Here is a 15,435-nt window from a genome sequence, read left to right on the forward strand (position 1 = left end):
TAGCTAATAGCCAGATATGATAAATATCTGGCTATTTTTTACTTGCTGCGAATTTTTCGTGAGAGTCGGCGAAACTTTTCTTTTAATAAAATCAGGTTATAAACGAAACCATGACCCTGAATATCGATATTATATTTATTACGGAGCGTGAGGATATCGTTCGCCTGACATATTTTCAGACTGCCTTTACATGAGAGATCGATAACTTTAAGTTCACCTGATGGTGTTCTAATAAAATTACCGGGGTGAATGTCATTCGAAGCCAGACCTGCATTGTGAAGTTTGATAATACAATTTTTTACATCCTGCGCGTTACTTTCGTTAATCTCAGTAAGGGGTTCACCGTCAATATATTCATGAATGGTAGATACTTCAATACACTGACGTAACTTACATTTTTCAGCCACATAGTACAGATCTGCGGTGCAGGCACGCTGCTCTGGTGTTAACCGCCCAAGCCGCTTAATCATATTTGAATAAAAAGGTCCGAAAATAAAGTTTAACACTTTTTTCTCGAAGCGATGGTCAATTTCGCGATCGTTCTTGACGATGAATTTTTTATTCTCGTATTCGACAAGAAAAACGCTGCGAAAACCATTTTCTGCATTCAGTGGTTTTCCTTTTATTTCATTGTGTGCTACTTTTTCCATCAATGAAGGGAAGTTGATATTTTTTTTCTTGAAATAGATGTTAAAACCATCTAATTCAGTTTTAATAATATCCATTAAATTCGCCTCCGTATATCTAATCTGGTAGAGATAATAATGCTTCGTATTATACAATAATTTACCACTAACGTTTAGTTAATACATGCTTTTATGCGAAGTGAACGAAAATAATGATTTTGCATTTTATCCATTTGAAAAATATGGGTTTATTCAATATGGCTATGAAGATATCTCGACGTAAAGTATCGAGGCCACAAGGATGACCTGGCCATCATCGCCAGCGTATTGTTCATTTTGTGAGAGAGATCAAATCCGCATTCCAAAAATCCTTGACCACACTCAGATAACAACTGAGTTAGCTATGTGTGCTATTTTCTGTAACTCAGACTTGTAAAACAATAAGTTATGAAGTGGTTAATAAAATTTAGTAGGAATATGTGCCTATTTTTCGATAAATTGTGCGTCGTTTTAAACCTTAATAATATCTTAATAATCGGGTGATAGAGTAACGACCATCCCATAGATTAGCTGATTACCCTACTATGCAAAGTAAATATAAATTAAGCGTTATTATTCCGCTATATAATGCCGGTAGTTACTTTCGTGACTGTATGGAGTCGTTAATTGCGCAGACCTGGAAAAATCTCGAAATCATTATTGTGAATGATGGTTCTACGGACTGCTCAGTCGATATTGCGCAACGCTATGCGGATAAGTACCCCCATGTTCGGCTGCTACATCAGATCAATCAGGGCGTCTCCGTCGCGCGTAACCTTGGTCTGGATGTCGCCGTGGGGGATTACATCGCATTCGTTGATGCCGATGATGAAGTCTATCCGGAAATGTATGAGACGTTGATGGGGATGGCTTTGCAGGACAATCTTGACGTTGCACAAGGCAATGCAGACTGGAGTTCGCGGGAAACATCCCGAGTCTGGATATCCATTCCAACCGATCGCCTGCGCTCTACTGGTATCCTTTCCGGCCCGGACTGGTTGCGTATGGGGCTTGCTTCGCGCCGCTGGACGCATGTTCTCTGGATGGGGGTATATAGAAATGACCTCATTAAAGAACACAATATAAGATTTATCCCTGGGTTACATCATCAGGATGTCATGTGGAGTACGGCATTTATGTTTAATGCCACTCGTGTGAAATATACGGAAAAACCGTTATATAAATACTACCAACACGACGGTTCAATTAGCCACATGAAGCGGCAGGGTGAAGCGAATTTAAATTATCAACGGCACTATATTAAGATAACTCGCCTGCTGGACGAGCTTAATCATAGCTACGCTAACCGTATCCCTATCTATCCTGAGTTTAAGCAGCAGGTGATTTACGAAGCGTTGCGGGTGTGCCATTGCATCCGTAAAGAGCCAGACGAAAAGATTCGCCAGCGCATGATTGCCGAGGTGTTTGTATCGGGTATGTTCAAGCGAATGGTGAGCAATATTTGCAGCGTTAAGCTGGGTTATCAGGTGCTGTTGTGGGCCATCCGGTTTAGCAAGTGGCGCGATAAATCACTGACGCCGCGCCGTCTGGCCCATGCCACGCTGGGTCTGAAAGACTGATTACGACCAGCCCTGCCACTGCAGACGCATATATTGTACCAGCGTGCTTTGGGTGATGCTCTCACTGAGCACGCTAAAGAATCGGCTGGCGTAAACGGGTTCTAACGGTTGCTTCGGTTTGCACAGTTTCACCCCGCGGAAAGGATTACGCGGCGCATCAGGCGTGCTGTTTTTCGGTGGCGTCAGATTTGGCGTAGAGGTATCTACCTGTGGTTCATTGAGCAGGCTGCTTGGGCGAACCAGCGTAATGTCGGCGGGCAGGTTATAAACCATTTGCTGTAATACGCGTACCGTCGAAGGATGAGGGTGCCCAATCGCGATGGCGGAACCGTTGCGGCGTGCCAGTTCGACCGCGCGGTTAAACTGGCGGCGAATGTCCGCTTCGTTTTGCGTGTCGTCGAGGAAGACTTTGCGTTTGATCACTTTCACGCCCGTTCCTCCTGCCGCACGCATGGACTGGCTGTTACCGATGGTCATACTGTCCAGGAAATAAAGATCGTACCGTTCCAGTGCCTGCATCACTTTCTGCATGCCAAACAGGCTGGAGGTCATCGCGCTGCCCATATGGTTGTTAAGCCCGACGGCATACGGCACTTTGCTTACCGCATCGCGAATAATCCGCTCAATCTCGTCGCTGCTCATCTCCGGGCGCAGGGTATCTTTCTCAAGCGGCTGTTTGCTGAGAGGCGCCATCGGCAGATGGATTAAGACTTCATGTCCGCTGTTATGTGCTTTGGTCGCCATCTCCCGTGCATGTGGTGCATTGGGCAGAACGGCAACGGAGATCGCAGAAGGCATCGCCAGCACCTGATTCTCGTTGTGCGGACGATAACCGAAATCGTCGATCACGATGGCAAGCTTACCGGCAAAAACAGAGGGAGCGAATGCCAGCAGGCTGGCGAGTGATAATATTATGCGGCGAAACTGAGGCAAAACTTATCTTCCCAACCACGGCTGTGGATTGACCGCCTGACCCTGGCGACGAATTTCGAAATAGAGTGCGGGTCTGCCCTGACCGCCGCTGCTACCCACCAGGGCAATCGGCTGTCCGGCACGCACCTGCGTACCTACGCTGACCAGCGCGCTTTGGTTATAGCCGTACAGGCTCATATCGCCTTTACCGTGCTCAACCACGACCACCAGGCCATAACCCTGAAGCCAGTCGGCCAGAATAACGCGACCGTCGGCAATGGCTTTCACTTCGGTGCCTTCAGATGCGCCAATGACCATCCCTTTCCAACGTAGCTCACCTTGCAGCTGTTCGCCATAACGATGCAGCGTTGGGCCACGGACGGGCCAGAATGCCTGACCGCGCGGCGAACCTAACCCCCCGGTACGGGACATCAAGGATTTTTCGTTTTCGGTCGGCTTGTAGGTCGACCCTTTGCGCGAGGCATCCTTTTGCTTATCGCGCACCGCCTGTGCTTCGCGGGCTTCACGTTCAGCGCGCGCTTTGGCGGCGGCCTCGGCCCGTGCAAGGCTGCTGCGTAGGCGGGATTCGTTGGCGCGCAGTTCGCTGAGCTGCTGCTGGCCCTGCTGAATGGAGGACTCCAGCCCTGCGAGCGTTTTTTGGCGCTCGTTACGCGCCTGTTCCAGCTTGGCCTGTTGAGCGCGCTGCTCGTACAGCAGCGTTTGCTGCTCACTCTGTTTATCTTCCAGCTCGGCCTTCTGCGAATCGACCTCTTCGCGGGTTTGCTTCAACTGGGCGATGGTTTCCTGCCGCGCCTGGTTCAGATAGCCAAAATAGGCCTGCAGGCGTTGCCCGCGCTGACTCTCTTCGCCACTGAGGATTAACTGAATGCCGGTGTGCTCACCCTGACGAAACGCGGCGTCCAGTTGGGCGGCCAGGCTGCGTTCCTGCGCTGCTCGCTGCTTTTCCAGCTTCGCGAGGGCGGCGTTCATTTCGGCAATTTGCGCATTCAGTTGCGCCAGTGAATTTTGCGTTTCGCGCAGCTGTCGTGCCGCAACGGCGATGGCCTGTTCCTGGGCTTTAAGCTGGGCGAGGAGGGTGGAGCGTTGCTGTTGTTGCTGGCGTACCGCGCGTTCTTTTGCCGCGATATCGGCCTGAATAGATTTGAGCTGGTCGCGTTCGTCCGCGTGGGCGGAAAAGGCGCACAACAATACGCCAGCGCTAATCACGCTGGCGTATAACAAGGGCCTGACTGAAAACCTACGCGGTTTTGCGGCCCATGTGATGGTATTAATCGCCTTTCCCCTCATGGGGAGGGATTATTCCACGATGAACAGCGGCTTACCAGTCATCTCTTGCGGGATTTCCATGCCCATCAGCGTCAGCATGGTCGGGGCGATATCGGAAAGTTTACCGCCATCGACAGCTTTGACGTTTTTACCACCGACATAAATCAGTGGAACCGGCAGGTTGGTATGTGCAGTATGTGCCTGACCGGTAGACGGATCGCGCATTTGCTCAGCGTTACCGTGGTCTGCGGTGATCAGCAATTGGCCGCCAACGGACTCAACCGCTTTGGCCACTTGCTCAACGCAGTGATCCAGCGCTTCAACCGCTTTAACCGCAGCATCCATTACCCCGGTATGACCGACCATGTCGCCGTTCGGGTAGTTACAGATGATGGTGTCGTATTTCCCGCTCTCAATCGCGGCAACCAGCTTCTCGGTCAGCTCTGCGGAGCTCATTTCTGGCTGCAGATCGTAGGTGGCTACTTTCGGCGAGTTGATCAGGATACGGTCTTCGCCTTTGAACGGCTCTTCTACGCCACCGTTGAAGAAGAAGGTCACGTGTGCATATTTTTCAGTTTCGGAAATACGCAGCTGGGTTTTGTCGTGCTTCGCCATCCACTCGCCGAGGGTATTCGCCAGAGACGTTGGTGGGTAAGCTACCGCTGTTTTGATGTCGGCCGCATATTCGGTCAACTGCACAAAGTTGAGGTTAACCACTTTCTTACGCGCGAAGCCATCGAAGTCAGCGTTCACAAACGCGCGGGTGATTTCACGCGCACGGTCAGCACGGAAGTTCATGAAAATCAGCGTATCGCCGTCTTCCATTGCGGCATCGGCCTGGCCTTCTGCGCGGATCACGGTCGCTTTTACGAATTCGTCGTTTTCATCACGAGCATAAGCGGCCTGCAGACCTGCTACTGCGGTGTCAGCCTGGAATTCACCCTGGGCCAGCGTCATCAGGTCATACGCTTTTTCAACGCGATCCCAACGGTTGTCGCGGTCCATGGCGTAGTAACGACCAATAATAGACGCAACGCGACCTTTGCCCAGCGCGGCAAATTTTTCTTCGAATTTTTGCAGCGACTTTTCAGCGCTGCGCGGTGGGGTGTCACGGCCATCGAGGAAGGCGTGCAGATAGATTTTTTCTGCGCCGCGTTCTGCCGCCAGCTCAACCATTGCCAGGATGTGATCTTCGTGGCTGTGTACGCCGCCCGCAGACAGCAGACCCATGATGTGTACTGCTTTGCCGCTATTTTTCGCCTGGTCGACCGCATCGGTCAGTACCGGGTTAGTGAAGAAAGTCCGTTCTTTAATTTCAACATCCAGACGGGTCAGGTCCTGATACACGATACGGCCCGCGCCCAGGTTGACGTGACCCACTTCGGAGTTACCCATCTGGCGGTCAGGCAGGCCGACTTCCAGACCAGATGCGTCAATCAGGGTATGTGGACGTTTGGCCCACAGAGCATCCATAACCGGGGTTTTAGCATTAAAAATGGCGTTATCCTGGCTGTCTTCGCGATAGCCGTAGCCATCAAGAATCACCAGTACCATAGGTTTTTTAGAAACCGACATTGCGACAACCTCACACTTAATAGATAAAAATAATTGCGTAATTTTACTACAGCTGAATCGATAAAGTAGCCCCCGAAGATCAAATAATGGGGTATAGCACGTCAGGGAGGACTCGGATTTACGTTTTTTTTTCCGTAGCGCCCCGCAAAAATGCAATCCAATGCACGCTCTGGCTGTATTTGCGCCAACGCGCAGGTATACTCTTTCCCTGGTTTTTTTAATCACTGAGTCGGGAGTTGTTACCCCCCATGCAAGAAATTATGCAATTTGTTAGTCGCCACCCTGTCTTGAGTATCGCCTGGATTGCGTTACTGGCGGCTGTATTATTTACGACCATCAAAAGCCTGACCTCGAAAGTGAAGGTGATTACCCGCGGCGAAGCCACTCGTCTTCTCAATAAAGAAGATGCGGTTATTGTGGATTTACGTCAGCGTGATGACTTCCGCAAAGGCCATATCGCCGGTTCAACTAACCTGCTGCCGAGCGAAATTAAAGCCAACAACTTCGGCGAGCTTGAAAAACACAAAGCCAAACCGGTTATTGTGGTTGACGGTTCTGGCATGCAGTGCCAGGAATCTGCAACTGCGCTGATTAAAGCGGGTTTTGAGCAGGTGTCCGTGCTGAAAGACGGCGTAGCAGGCTGGAGTGGTGAAAACCTCCCGCTGGTACGTGGCAAGTAACACCGTAAGTTAATATCGGAGATAAGTCATGGCCAACATCGAGATCTACACCAAAGCAACCTGCCCATTTTGCCATCGCGCAAAAGCGCTATTGAACAGCAAGGGCGTGAGTTTCCAGGAACTTCCGATTGACGGCGACGCCGTGAAGCGCGAAGAGATGATCAAACGCAGTGGTCGTACGACGGTTCCGCAGATTTTTATTGATGCACAGCACATTGGTGGTTGTGACGACTTGTATGCGTTGGATGCGCGTGGTGGACTGGATCCCCTGCTGCGTTAAGGCGTACGGATAGTATTTAAAGGACAACACTAAAGGGTTTTCTAAACATGTCAGAACAAAATAACACTGAAATGGCTTTCCAGATCCAACGTATTTATACCAAGGATGTGTCTTTCGAAGCGCCAAATGCACCGCATGTTTTCCAGAAAGATTGGCAGCCAGAGGTTAAACTTGATCTTGATACCGCATCTACCCAACTGGCAGATGACGTGTATGAAGTTGTGCTGCGTGTCACCGTAACGGCTTCTCTGGGTGAAGAAACGGCGTTCCTGTGCGAAGTTCAGCAGGGCGGGATTTTCTCCATCAGCGGAATTGAAGGGACTCAGATGGCGCATTGCCTGGGTGCATACTGCCCGAACATCCTGTTCCCGTATGCCCGTGAATGCATCACCAGCCTGGTATCACGCGGTACGTTCCCGCAGCTGAACCTTGCACCGGTCAACTTTGATGCGCTGTTCATGAACTATTTACAGCAGCAGACTGGCGAAGGTACTGAAGAACATCAGGATGCCTGATGAATCAAAGTAATGCTTCAATGACTGTGATTGGTGCCGGCTCGTACGGCACCGCTCTTGCCATTACCCTGGCAAGAAACGGCCACCCGGTTATCCTGTGGGGCCACGATCCCAAACATATCGCAACGCTCGAGCACGATCGCTGCAACGTTGCGTTCCTTCCTGATGTGCCTTTTCCCGATACGCTGCGCCTGGAAAGTGATTTAGCCACTGCGCTGGCCGCTAGCCGTAATATTCTGGTGGTGGTGCCGAGCCACGTCTTTGGCGAAGTGCTGAGTCAGATCAAACCGTTGATGCGTTCTGATGCGCGCCTGGTTTGGGCGACAAAAGGTCTGGAAGCAGAAACGGGACGCCTGTTACAGGATGTCGCGCGTGAAGCGTTGGGGGATGCCATTCCGCTGGCGGTGATTTCCGGTCCTACGTTTGCCAAAGAACTGGCTGCAGGCATGCCTACGGCGATTTCGCTGGCGTCTACGGACGAGACGTTTGCTGACGATCTCCAGCAACTGCTGCACTGCGGCAAAAGTTTCCGCGTTTACAGTAACCCGGACTTCATTGGTGTACAGCTTGGCGGCGCGGTGAAAAACGTGATTGCCATTGGCGCAGGGATGTCTGACGGCATCGGTTTCGGTGCTAATGCCCGTACGGCATTGATCACCCGTGGGCTGACCGAAATGTCACGCCTTGGTGCGGCGCTGGGTGCCGATCCGGCGACCTTCATGGGCATGGCGGGTCTGGGCGATCTGGTGCTGACGTGTACCGACAACCAGTCGCGTAACCGTCGTTTTGGCATGATGCTCGGTCAGGGCATGGATGTTCAGGGCGCGCAGGACAAGATTGGCCAAGTGGTTGAAGGCTATCGCAATACGAAAGAAGTTCGTGAATTGGCGCACCGTTTTGGTGTCGAAATGCCAATAACCGAGGAAATTTATCAAGTATTGTATTGCGGAAAAAATGCGCGCGAGGCAGCATTGACGTTATTAGGTCGTGCACGCAAGGACGAGCGGAGCAGCCACTAGCCGTAAGGAACCGTTTTACTATAACGACCCGACCCGCGTAGAACGGGTTGGTCGTTTTGCTACCTTCTGTGGAGTACGCAATGCCGTGTGAAGAACTGGATATCGTCTGGAAAAATATTAAAGCAGAAGCCCGGGCACTGGCGGATTGTGAGCCAATGCTGGCCAGTTTTTACCACGCAACGCTGCTCAAGCATGAGAATCTCGGCAGCGCGCTAAGCTATATGCTGGCGAATAAGCTTGCGTCGCCAATCATGCCGGCGATTGCTATTCGTGAAGTGGTGGAAGAAGCCTACGCCGCCGATCCGGAAATGATTGCCTCGGCGGCCTGCGATATCCAGGCAGTGCGCACGCGTGACCCGGCTGTCGATAAATATTCCACCCCGCTTTTGTACCTGAAGGGCTTCCATGCGCTGCAGGCTTACCGCATCGGCCACTGGCTGTGGCATCAGGGGCGTCAGGCACTGGCGATCTTCTTGCAAAATCAGGTGTCCGTGACTTTCCAGGTCGACATTCATCCGGCGGCAAAAATTGGTCGTGGGATCATGCTCGATCACGCCACCGGAATTGTGGTGGGTGAAACCGCGGTGATCGAAAACGACGTCTCGATCCTGCAATCCGTCACCTTAGGCGGGACCGGTAAAGCGGGCGGCGATCGTCACCCAAAAATTCGTGAAGGCGTGATGATTGGCGCGGGCGCAAAAATTCTCGGCAACATCGAGGTTGGGCGCGGGGCGAAAATTGGCGCGGGTTCTGTCGTCTTACAGCCCGTACCGCCGCACACCACCGCCGCAGGCGTTCCGGCACGGATTGTCGGTAAACCTGACAGCGATAAGCCGTCCATGGATATGGATCAGCATTTCAACGGGATACATCATACGTTCGAATGCGGCGACGGCATCTGATTTCGAGCTATCTTACTTACCATATTGAACCTGGGCTGTGCTCGTCATCCTCACGTACTGCGTGTACGCGCAGGTCGGCAAGCGCAGTCCGTGTTCAATCTGTCTGCGCCGATAACGCTCGAAACGAATAATATCAAATTAACGTAGGTCGGATAAGGCGCTAGCCGCATCCGACGTAAATCAACTGCGTAATACCGCGCCCGGATACCCCAGCTGGCGCCAGGCCTCATACACCACCACCGACACCGCGTTAGACAGGTTCATGCTGCGGCTGTCCGGCATCATCGGAATACGAATTTTTTGTTCTGCAGGCAGCGCGTCGAGAATGCTGGCGGGCAGGCCGCGCGTTTCCGGGCCAAACATCAGATAATCACCATCCTGATAGCTTACCGCGCTATGGGCCGGCGTCCCTTTGGTGGTCAGCGCAAAAAGACGTTGCGGATTTTCTGCAGCCACAAAGGCGGCGTAATCAGGGTGGCGCAGTACGGCGGTAAATTCGTGATAATCCAGCCCCGCGCGCCGCAGGCGCTTGTCGTCCCAGGTAAAGCCCATGGGCTCAATAATATGCAGACGAAAGCCGGTATTGGCGCATAGGCGGATGATATTGCCGGTATTTGGCGGGATTTCTGGTTCGAATAAAACGATGTTAAGCATACTGCCCCCTTAATAACGGGGGGCAGGATAGCAGAAAGGACGGGTACTATGCGACGGTCAGAGGCTGCGGTTTATAGCGTTGCAGCTTATAAAGCGTTGCGGCAGCAGCCAGCAGCGCGGGAACGCTGAGGAACATCAATATGCTGTCAGCCTGCCATTGCAGAGAAAGTAATTGGGCGCTGGTCATGGTCCCGGCGACGCCACCAAAGCGGCCCACGCCCTGCATCCAGGCAATACCTGTTGCGCGACAGTGGGTCGGGTAAAACGTTGCCGCCAGCGTCTGTAGTCCGGACTGTGCACCGTTCATGGTGATCCCCATCAGGAAGATCAGGGCGCCAAACAGAATGATGTGGTTATGTTCAAACCCGAGCGCCAGTGCAAACAGCATTGTCAGGATAAAACCGATGGAGACGACTTTGTGCGCTTCCCTGCGATCCATCAGCCAGCCGGCCAGCAGGATCCCCGCGGTACCGCCGAAGGTGAACAGTGATGTCAGCCAGGCAGATTCTGCCAGCGGGTAACCCATTCCCAGCATCAGCGTCGGCATCCAGCTCAGCAGCACATAATAGATAACCAGCCCCATAAAGTAGGTCATCCACAGCATCAACGTGCCCGGCAGCCACGGCATGCTGAACAACTGCGCCACGCTGCCTTTTTTGACGTCAGTCCGTTCTTCATCCAGATAAAAATGGGTGACCTGGTTTATATCACCTGGCATAAAGCGACGGGCAATTCGTTTGACTTGCGCGATCTCTTTCCCGCGATGGACCAGATACTTGACCGACTCCGGCAGAAATAACACCAGGAGGATGGTCAGCGCCAGCGGGGCAATTGCCCCGGCGAGCAGGACGCTGTGCCAGCCGTAGTTAGGAATCAGCCAGGAGGAGATAACCCCGCCACCTGCTGCACCGAGCGGGAAACCGCAGTACATGGTGTTAATCGCCATCGAGCGGCAGCGTTTTGGCGCAAATTCTGACACCAACGTGATGGCGTTCGGCATTGCTGCACCCAGCCCGAGTCCGGTGAGAAACCGCCAAAACGTTAACATATTCAGCGTCTGGGCATAGGCGGTGCCCAGACTGGCGAGACCAAAGAACAGGCAGGAAAAAACCAGTACGCGTTTACGTCCCATGCGATCGGAAATTGGCCCGGCCAGCAGGGCGCCAAATGAGAGCCCCAGCAGCGCGGCGCTTAATACCGGCCCGAGATCTTGTTTCTTGATCCCCCAGTCGGCTGAGAGGGTAGGGGCAATATATCCCATCGCCGCCGTGTCGAAGCCATCAATGGCCAGCACCAGAAAGCCAAGGACGATGATGACCCAATGAAAGCGTGAAAAAGGACTGTCATCTATTGCCTGCTGGATATTCACTTTACCGGAATAAACCATGTCACCCTCGCCCGTTATGATGGTTGTTGTCGTGTGGATTATTATTGTGTGGGTTGTTGTTGTATTAGCTTGTATATACATTTGGCAGGTGAATAAAAAGTTGTCAAATATATTGAGTGTAAATGTTAACTGGTCGTTATTTTTTGCATAAAAAATGGCCGGGCTGAGAACAGGCCGACCATTCAGAGTGTAGGGTTTTGCGGGGGTACGGTTACGCGGCGCTACCTTGGACGAGAGGTGCCAGTGCGGCGGGCAGTTGCTTTCCCAGCTCTTGTACCAGTGAGTCACGGCTGATTTCACGAATGGATTTTGCACCGGTCAGCGTCATCGCCACTTTCATTTCTTTCTCAATAAGGTTCAACAGGTTAGCGACGCCTGCCTGACCGTGGGTCGCCAGTGCATACAGGTAAGCACGACCCAGCAGAACGGTATCCGCACCCAGTGCAATCATGCGCACCACGTCCAGGCCGTTACGGATGCCGCTGTCTGCCAGAATCGCAATATCGCCTTTCACCGCGTCGGCAATGGCGGGTAGCGCACGTGCAGAAGACAGCACGCCGTCCAGCTGGCGGCCGCCGTGGTTCGAGACCACGATGCCGTCGGCGCCAAAGCGTACGGCGTCGCGGGCATCTTCTGGATCGAGGATCCCTTTGATCACCATCGGACCGTCCCAGAATTCACGGATCCACTCGAGGTCTTTCCAGGAGATGGACGGATCGAAGTTGTTTGCCAGCCAGCCGATGTAATCCTCCAGGCCGGTGGGTTTACCCAGGTAGGTCGAGATATTGCCTAAATCATGCGGACGACCGTTCAGGCCAACGTCCCACGCCCACTGCGGATGGGTTACCGCCTGCCAGTAACGGCGTAGCGCGGCATTCGGACCGCTCATCCCGGAATGTGCGTCACGGTAGCGTGCGCCGGGCGTGGGCATATCGACGGTAAAGACCAGCGTGGAGCAGCCTGCTGCTTTAGCACGTTCCAGCGCGTTACGCATAAAACCGCGATCGCGCAGTACGTACAGCTGGAACCACATCGGACGCTTGATGGTCGGGGCAACTTCTTCAATCGGGCAGACGGAAACCGTCGAAAGCGTAAACGGAATGCCTTTGGCGTCAGCGGCAGCGGCGGCCTGAACTTCGCCCCGGCGGGCATACATGCCGCACAAGCCAACCGGCGCTAATGCCACCGGCATCGACAGTTTTTCGTTGAACAGGGTGGTTTCCAGACTCAGGTCGGCCATGTTCTTCAGCACGCGCTGGCGTAGTGCCACCTCCGATAAATCTTCGACGTTACGGCGCAGGGTATGCTCTGCATAGGCACCACCGTCGATGTAGTGGAACAGGAAGGGGGGCAGAATGCGCTGGGCTGCGGCGCGATAATCGCTGGCTGCTGAAATAATCATGAGTTGTTCTCCCTGCTAATTTCATTATGGTCACCGGGCAGACGGGTAATACGCGCCTGGCGGGCCTGGTCTTCATCAAAGCGTTTAATGGTGGTGTGGACAAAGCTGAGGTGCGCCATCATCGCCTTACGCGCGCCATCAGCGTCCCCGGCGACAATCGCGTCCAGCACGGCAAGGTGCTGTGCTGTGAGCTGTGAAAACACAGGTGGCACCAGGTACATACGCTGGCGGCTCTGTTTTACCGAGGACTGCAATACGTCGAAGAAACCGCGCATGGTCTGGAGCAGCACCACGTTGTGCGACGCTTCCGCAATGGCGAGGTGAAAGCGAACGTCTGCTTGTGAGGCGAGATCCGGGTCCTCACTCTGCGTGGCCTCAAAACAGAGCCTGATTTTCTCTTTGTCGGCAGTTGTGGCGCGCATCGCGGCATGCCACGCGGTGCTGGCCTCAATGGCGTGGCGGGCTTCGAGAATATCGAAGCTGTAATCCGGGTCATCCGCCATCAGGCTTTTCAGCGGCTGAACGATGTTTTGTTCGGACCAGGCTTCATGCTGCCAGCGGACAAACGTCCCGCCGCCGCGACGGCTGAGCAGTACGCCTTCACTGACCAGCTTTGCCAGCGCCTCGCGCAGTGAATTGCGCGACACGCCGAGCTGTACGGCCAGCTGGCGCTCGGCGGGCAACTTCATGCCCGCCTCCAGCTGTTGTTCTTCAATCAGCGCCCGCACGCGAGTAGCGACCTCGTCGGACAGGCGTCTGGGCATCACTATCATGGGATCATCCAGGTTAAGACATAGGCCTGAAGCGTGGTAATCACACCCACCATACAGGTGAATATCAGGCTGTGTTTCACGGTAAAGCGGAACAGGTCAGACTCTTTACCCACCAGTCCCACTGCCGCACAGGCGATGGCGATAGATTGCGGGGAGATCATTTTGCCGGTTACGCCACCGGTGGTATTTGCCGCCACCAGCAGTACATCGGAGACACCGATTTGCTGCGCTGCCGTTGCCTGTAGGGCCGCGAACAGTGCGTTAGAAGAGGTATCTGACCCGGTCAGGAACACGCCCAGCCAGCCGAGGAACGGCGAGAAGAAGGTAAAGGCGCTGCCGGTGTGTGCCAGCGCTAATGCCAGCGTCGAAGACAGGCCTGAGTAGTTAGAGATAAATGCGAATGCCAGTACCATCCCGATGGAATAGATGGGCAACGCCAGCTCTTTCAGCGTGCTGCCGAAGGTTTGCAGGGCGGCAGAGGGCTTCATTTTCAGCCAGACGATAGACAGCAGGGCGGCAAACAGAATGGCGGTGCCGGTCGCTGAGAACCAGTCAAACTTGTATACCGCCGCGTAGGCCGTGGCTTCGTGTACCACCGGCGGCATGCGGGCCACCAGTTTGTCGAGGAACGGTACCGGAACATTCACCACCCAGTGATACATCGCGCCGCCAGGGGCAAACAGCGCTTTAAACGGTGGGATGCTCCACAGCGTGACCGTTGCTGTCAGAAACAGGAACGGTGACCAGGCGCGAACCACCTGGCCGGCGGTGTAGTGAGTGCGGGCCAGCGTTTGATCGACCTGTGAAGCACCCATGTCGCCAAAGCGGAAGATGCGCACCGGCTGCCAGCGTTTCAGGAACAGCGTCAGACACACCAGTGACACCAGAGAAGAGATGATGTCCGGCAGTTCTGGCCCGATAAAGTTAGAGCTGAGGTACTGCGCGATGGCAAAGGAGCCGCCTGCGACCATTACCGCCGGCCAGGTCTCTTTCACGCCACGCCAGCCGTCCATAATCGCCATGATCCAGAACAGCACGATAATCGTCAGGAACGGCAGCTGGCGGCCTACCATCTGGCCGATTTCAAAACTGTCCAGCCCGGTAACCTGACCAGCAACCAGGATCGGAATACCCATTGCGCCAAACGCCACCGGCGCGGTGTTTACAATCAGGCACAGACCTGCGGCGTACAGCGGGTTGAAGCCCAGGCCAACCAGCAGTGCGGCGGTAATCGCCACCGGGGCGCCAAATCCTGCAGCCCCCTCGAGGAATGCGCCAAAGCAGAAGCCGACAATCAGCATCTGCAGACGCTGGTCCGGGGTAATCGACAGGATTGAGGAACGGATAATGTCGAACTGCCCGGTCTTGACCGAAATCTTATAGACGAATACGGCGGCGATGATTATCCAGGCAATCGGCCACAGACCATAGAAGAAGCCGTACACCACGGATGCCAGCGCGTGATCGACCGGCATTTTGTAGAACAGCAAGGCGACCAACAGGGCAATCCCTACCGTCCACGTCGCAGCGACATAACCTTTCAGCTTGAGCTTAATCAGCGCGAAGAAAAAGAACAGAATAGGGAGTGAGGCAATCAGGCTTGAAAGCCAGATGTTACCGGCCGGGTCGTAGTTTTGTTGCCAGAGATTCATTGCAGGTCTCCTGGGGGCCGCCGACATAATGCAATGAGTCTGTGCTCATCTCGTCGTCACACTATGTGTAAAAGTGGCCCTGCCAATATTGTTGTGTAGGGGTAATGACAACGAATGGTTAATCAAATGTTATTTATTGGCAACGACATTGT

Annotated in this window: 15 protein-coding genes; 6 read left to right on the top strand and 9 right to left on the bottom strand. The window is 53.6% G+C overall.

The annotated features are described in order from the left end of the window. Positions 1 to 38: 38 nt before the first annotated feature. Positions 39 to 725, bottom strand: coding sequence for a lipopolysaccharide core heptose(II) kinase RfaY (locus tag FDW98_RS22330; protein WP_096759091.1), 687 nt, complete (start codon positions 723 to 725; stop codon positions 39 to 41). A 485-nt stretch (positions 726 to 1,210) separates the two neighbouring features. On the opposite strand from FDW98_RS22330, the gene FDW98_RS22335 reads away from it, so the two are divergent. After that, positions 1,211 to 2,245, top strand: coding sequence for a glycosyltransferase (locus FDW98_RS22335; RefSeq protein WP_096759092.1), 1,035 nt, complete (start codon positions 1,211 to 1,213; stop codon positions 2,243 to 2,245). On the opposite strand, the gene FDW98_RS22340 is transcribed toward FDW98_RS22335, so the two are convergent. Genes FDW98_RS22340 through gpmM form a run of 3 tightly spaced genes read right to left on the bottom strand, consistent with a single transcriptional unit; the run spans position 2,246 to position 6,019 of the window. After that, positions 2,246 to 3,178 carry a divergent polysaccharide deacetylase family protein gene (locus FDW98_RS22340; RefSeq protein ID WP_096759093.1) on the bottom strand — a complete coding sequence of 311 codons (933 nt, stop codon included), beginning with the start codon at positions 3,176 to 3,178 and terminating at the stop codon, positions 2,246 to 2,248. It lies immediately after the preceding gene. Between the two features lie 3 nt (positions 3,179 to 3,181). After that, the gene (gene envC, locus FDW98_RS22345) at positions 3,182 to 4,441 is read right to left on the bottom strand and encodes a murein hydrolase activator EnvC (RefSeq protein ID WP_232058724.1); all 1,260 of its coding nucleotides are present in this window, start codon (positions 4,439 to 4,441) and stop codon (positions 3,182 to 3,184) included. A 33-nt stretch (positions 4,442 to 4,474) separates the two neighbouring features. Next, positions 4,475 to 6,019: a 2,3-bisphosphoglycerate-independent phosphoglycerate mutase gene (gene gpmM, locus FDW98_RS22350; protein ID WP_096759095.1), complete on the bottom strand. Its 1,545-nt coding sequence runs from the start codon at positions 6,017 to 6,019 to the stop codon at positions 4,475 to 4,477. Positions 6,020 to 6,267: 248 nt separating this feature from the next. Here gpmM and FDW98_RS22355 point away from each other — a divergent pair, with 248 nt between their 5' ends. The 5 genes from FDW98_RS22355 to cysE all read left to right on the top strand — a co-directional run bounded on the left by FDW98_RS22355 (position 6,268) and on the right by cysE (position 9,415). Further along, positions 6,268 to 6,699 (top strand): rhodanese-like domain-containing protein, encoded by a 432-nt coding sequence (locus tag FDW98_RS22355; RefSeq protein ID WP_096759096.1) that lies wholly within the window; start codon positions 6,268 to 6,270, stop codon positions 6,697 to 6,699. A 28-nt stretch (positions 6,700 to 6,727) separates the two neighbouring features. After that, positions 6,728 to 6,979: a glutaredoxin 3 gene (gene grxC, locus FDW98_RS22360; RefSeq protein ID WP_003024152.1), complete on the top strand. Its 252-nt coding sequence runs from the start codon at positions 6,728 to 6,730 to the stop codon at positions 6,977 to 6,979. 47 nt (positions 6,980 to 7,026) lie between these two features. Beyond that, the gene (gene secB, locus FDW98_RS22365; protein ID WP_096759097.1) at positions 7,027 to 7,494 is read left to right on the top strand and encodes a protein-export chaperone SecB; all 468 of its coding nucleotides are present in this window, start codon (positions 7,027 to 7,029) and stop codon (positions 7,492 to 7,494) included. Beyond that, positions 7,494 to 8,513 (top strand): NAD(P)H-dependent glycerol-3-phosphate dehydrogenase, encoded by a 1,020-nt coding sequence (gpsA, locus tag FDW98_RS22370; protein ID WP_096759098.1) that lies wholly within the window; start codon positions 7,494 to 7,496, stop codon positions 8,511 to 8,513. The genes secB and gpsA overlap by 1 nt, the downstream gene beginning before the upstream one ends. Before the next feature lie 80 nt (positions 8,514 to 8,593). Next, positions 8,594 to 9,415 (top strand): serine O-acetyltransferase, encoded by an 822-nt coding sequence (gene cysE / locus FDW98_RS22375; RefSeq protein WP_096759099.1) that lies wholly within the window; start codon positions 8,594 to 8,596, stop codon positions 9,413 to 9,415. 180 nt (positions 9,416 to 9,595) lie between these two features. Here the strand turns inward: cysE and trmL are convergent, their stop codons facing one another. The 5 genes from trmL to lldP form a co-directional block, all read right to left on the bottom strand. Next, positions 9,596 to 10,069 carry a tRNA (uridine(34)/cytosine(34)/5-carboxymethylaminomethyluridine(34)-2'-O)-methyltransferase TrmL gene (gene trmL, locus FDW98_RS22380; protein WP_003827329.1) on the bottom strand — a complete coding sequence of 158 codons (474 nt, stop codon included), beginning with the start codon at positions 10,067 to 10,069 and terminating at the stop codon, positions 9,596 to 9,598. Between the two features lie 46 nt (positions 10,070 to 10,115). Beyond that, positions 10,116 to 11,456: an aromatic acid/H+ symport family MFS transporter gene (locus tag FDW98_RS22385; protein ID WP_096759101.1), complete on the bottom strand. Its 1,341-nt coding sequence runs from the start codon at positions 11,454 to 11,456 to the stop codon at positions 10,116 to 10,118. A gap of 211 nt (positions 11,457 to 11,667) precedes the next feature. Then, positions 11,668 to 12,858: an FMN-dependent L-lactate dehydrogenase LldD gene (gene lldD, locus FDW98_RS22390; protein WP_096759102.1), complete on the bottom strand. Its 1,191-nt coding sequence runs from the start codon at positions 12,856 to 12,858 to the stop codon at positions 11,668 to 11,670. Then, positions 12,855 to 13,631 (bottom strand): transcriptional regulator LldR, encoded by a 777-nt coding sequence (lldR, locus tag FDW98_RS22395; protein WP_096759103.1) that lies wholly within the window; start codon positions 13,629 to 13,631, stop codon positions 12,855 to 12,857. The genes lldD and lldR overlap by 4 nt, the downstream gene beginning before the upstream one ends. Further along, a complete protein-coding gene (gene lldP / locus FDW98_RS22400; protein ID WP_096759104.1) occupies positions 13,628 to 15,283 on the bottom strand; it encodes an L-lactate permease in 1,656 nt (551 codons plus the stop codon). Before lldP ends, lldR begins: the two co-directional genes overlap by 4 nt. Between the last annotated feature and the right edge of the window lie 152 nt (positions 15,284 to 15,435).

The organism is Citrobacter sp. wls711, from assembly GCF_005281055.1.
In the GTDB taxonomy this organism is placed as follows: Bacteria; Pseudomonadota; Gammaproteobacteria; order Enterobacterales; family Enterobacteriaceae; genus Citrobacter; species Citrobacter gillenii.

Bases quoted from the DNA above. Each gene is read 5' to 3' on its own strand.
- FDW98_RS22330 (WP_096759091.1), bottom strand. From the start codon at position 725: ATGGATATTATTAAAACTGAATTAGATGGTTTTAACATCTATTTCAAG.
- FDW98_RS22335 (WP_096759092.1), top strand. From the start codon at position 1,211: ATGCAAAGTAAATATAAATTAAGCGTTATTATTCCGCTATATAATGCC.
- gpmM (WP_096759095.1), bottom strand. From the start codon at position 6,019: ATGTCGGTTTCTAAAAAACCTATGGTACTGGTGATTCTTGATGGCTAC.
- FDW98_RS22355 (WP_096759096.1), top strand. From the start codon at position 6,268: ATGCAAGAAATTATGCAATTTGTTAGTCGCCACCCTGTCTTGAGTATC.
- grxC (WP_003024152.1), top strand. From the start codon at position 6,728: ATGGCCAACATCGAGATCTACACCAAAGCAACCTGCCCATTTTGCCAT.
- secB (WP_096759097.1), top strand. From the start codon at position 7,027: ATGTCAGAACAAAATAACACTGAAATGGCTTTCCAGATCCAACGTATT.
- gpsA (WP_096759098.1), top strand. From the start codon at position 7,494: ATGAATCAAAGTAATGCTTCAATGACTGTGATTGGTGCCGGCTCGTAC.
- cysE (WP_096759099.1), top strand. From the start codon at position 8,594: ATGCCGTGTGAAGAACTGGATATCGTCTGGAAAAATATTAAAGCAGAA.
- trmL (WP_003827329.1), bottom strand. From the start codon at position 10,069: ATGCTTAACATCGTTTTATTCGAACCAGAAATCCCGCCAAATACCGGC.
- FDW98_RS22385 (WP_096759101.1), bottom strand. From the start codon at position 11,456: ATGGTTTATTCCGGTAAAGTGAATATCCAGCAGGCAATAGATGACAGT.
- lldD (WP_096759102.1), bottom strand. From the start codon at position 12,858: ATGATTATTTCAGCAGCCAGCGATTATCGCGCCGCAGCCCAGCGCATT.
- lldR (WP_096759103.1), bottom strand. From the start codon at position 13,631: ATGATAGTGATGCCCAGACGCCTGTCCGACGAGGTCGCTACTCGCGTG.
- lldP (WP_096759104.1), bottom strand. From the start codon at position 15,283: ATGAATCTCTGGCAACAAAACTACGACCCGGCCGGTAACATCTGGCTT.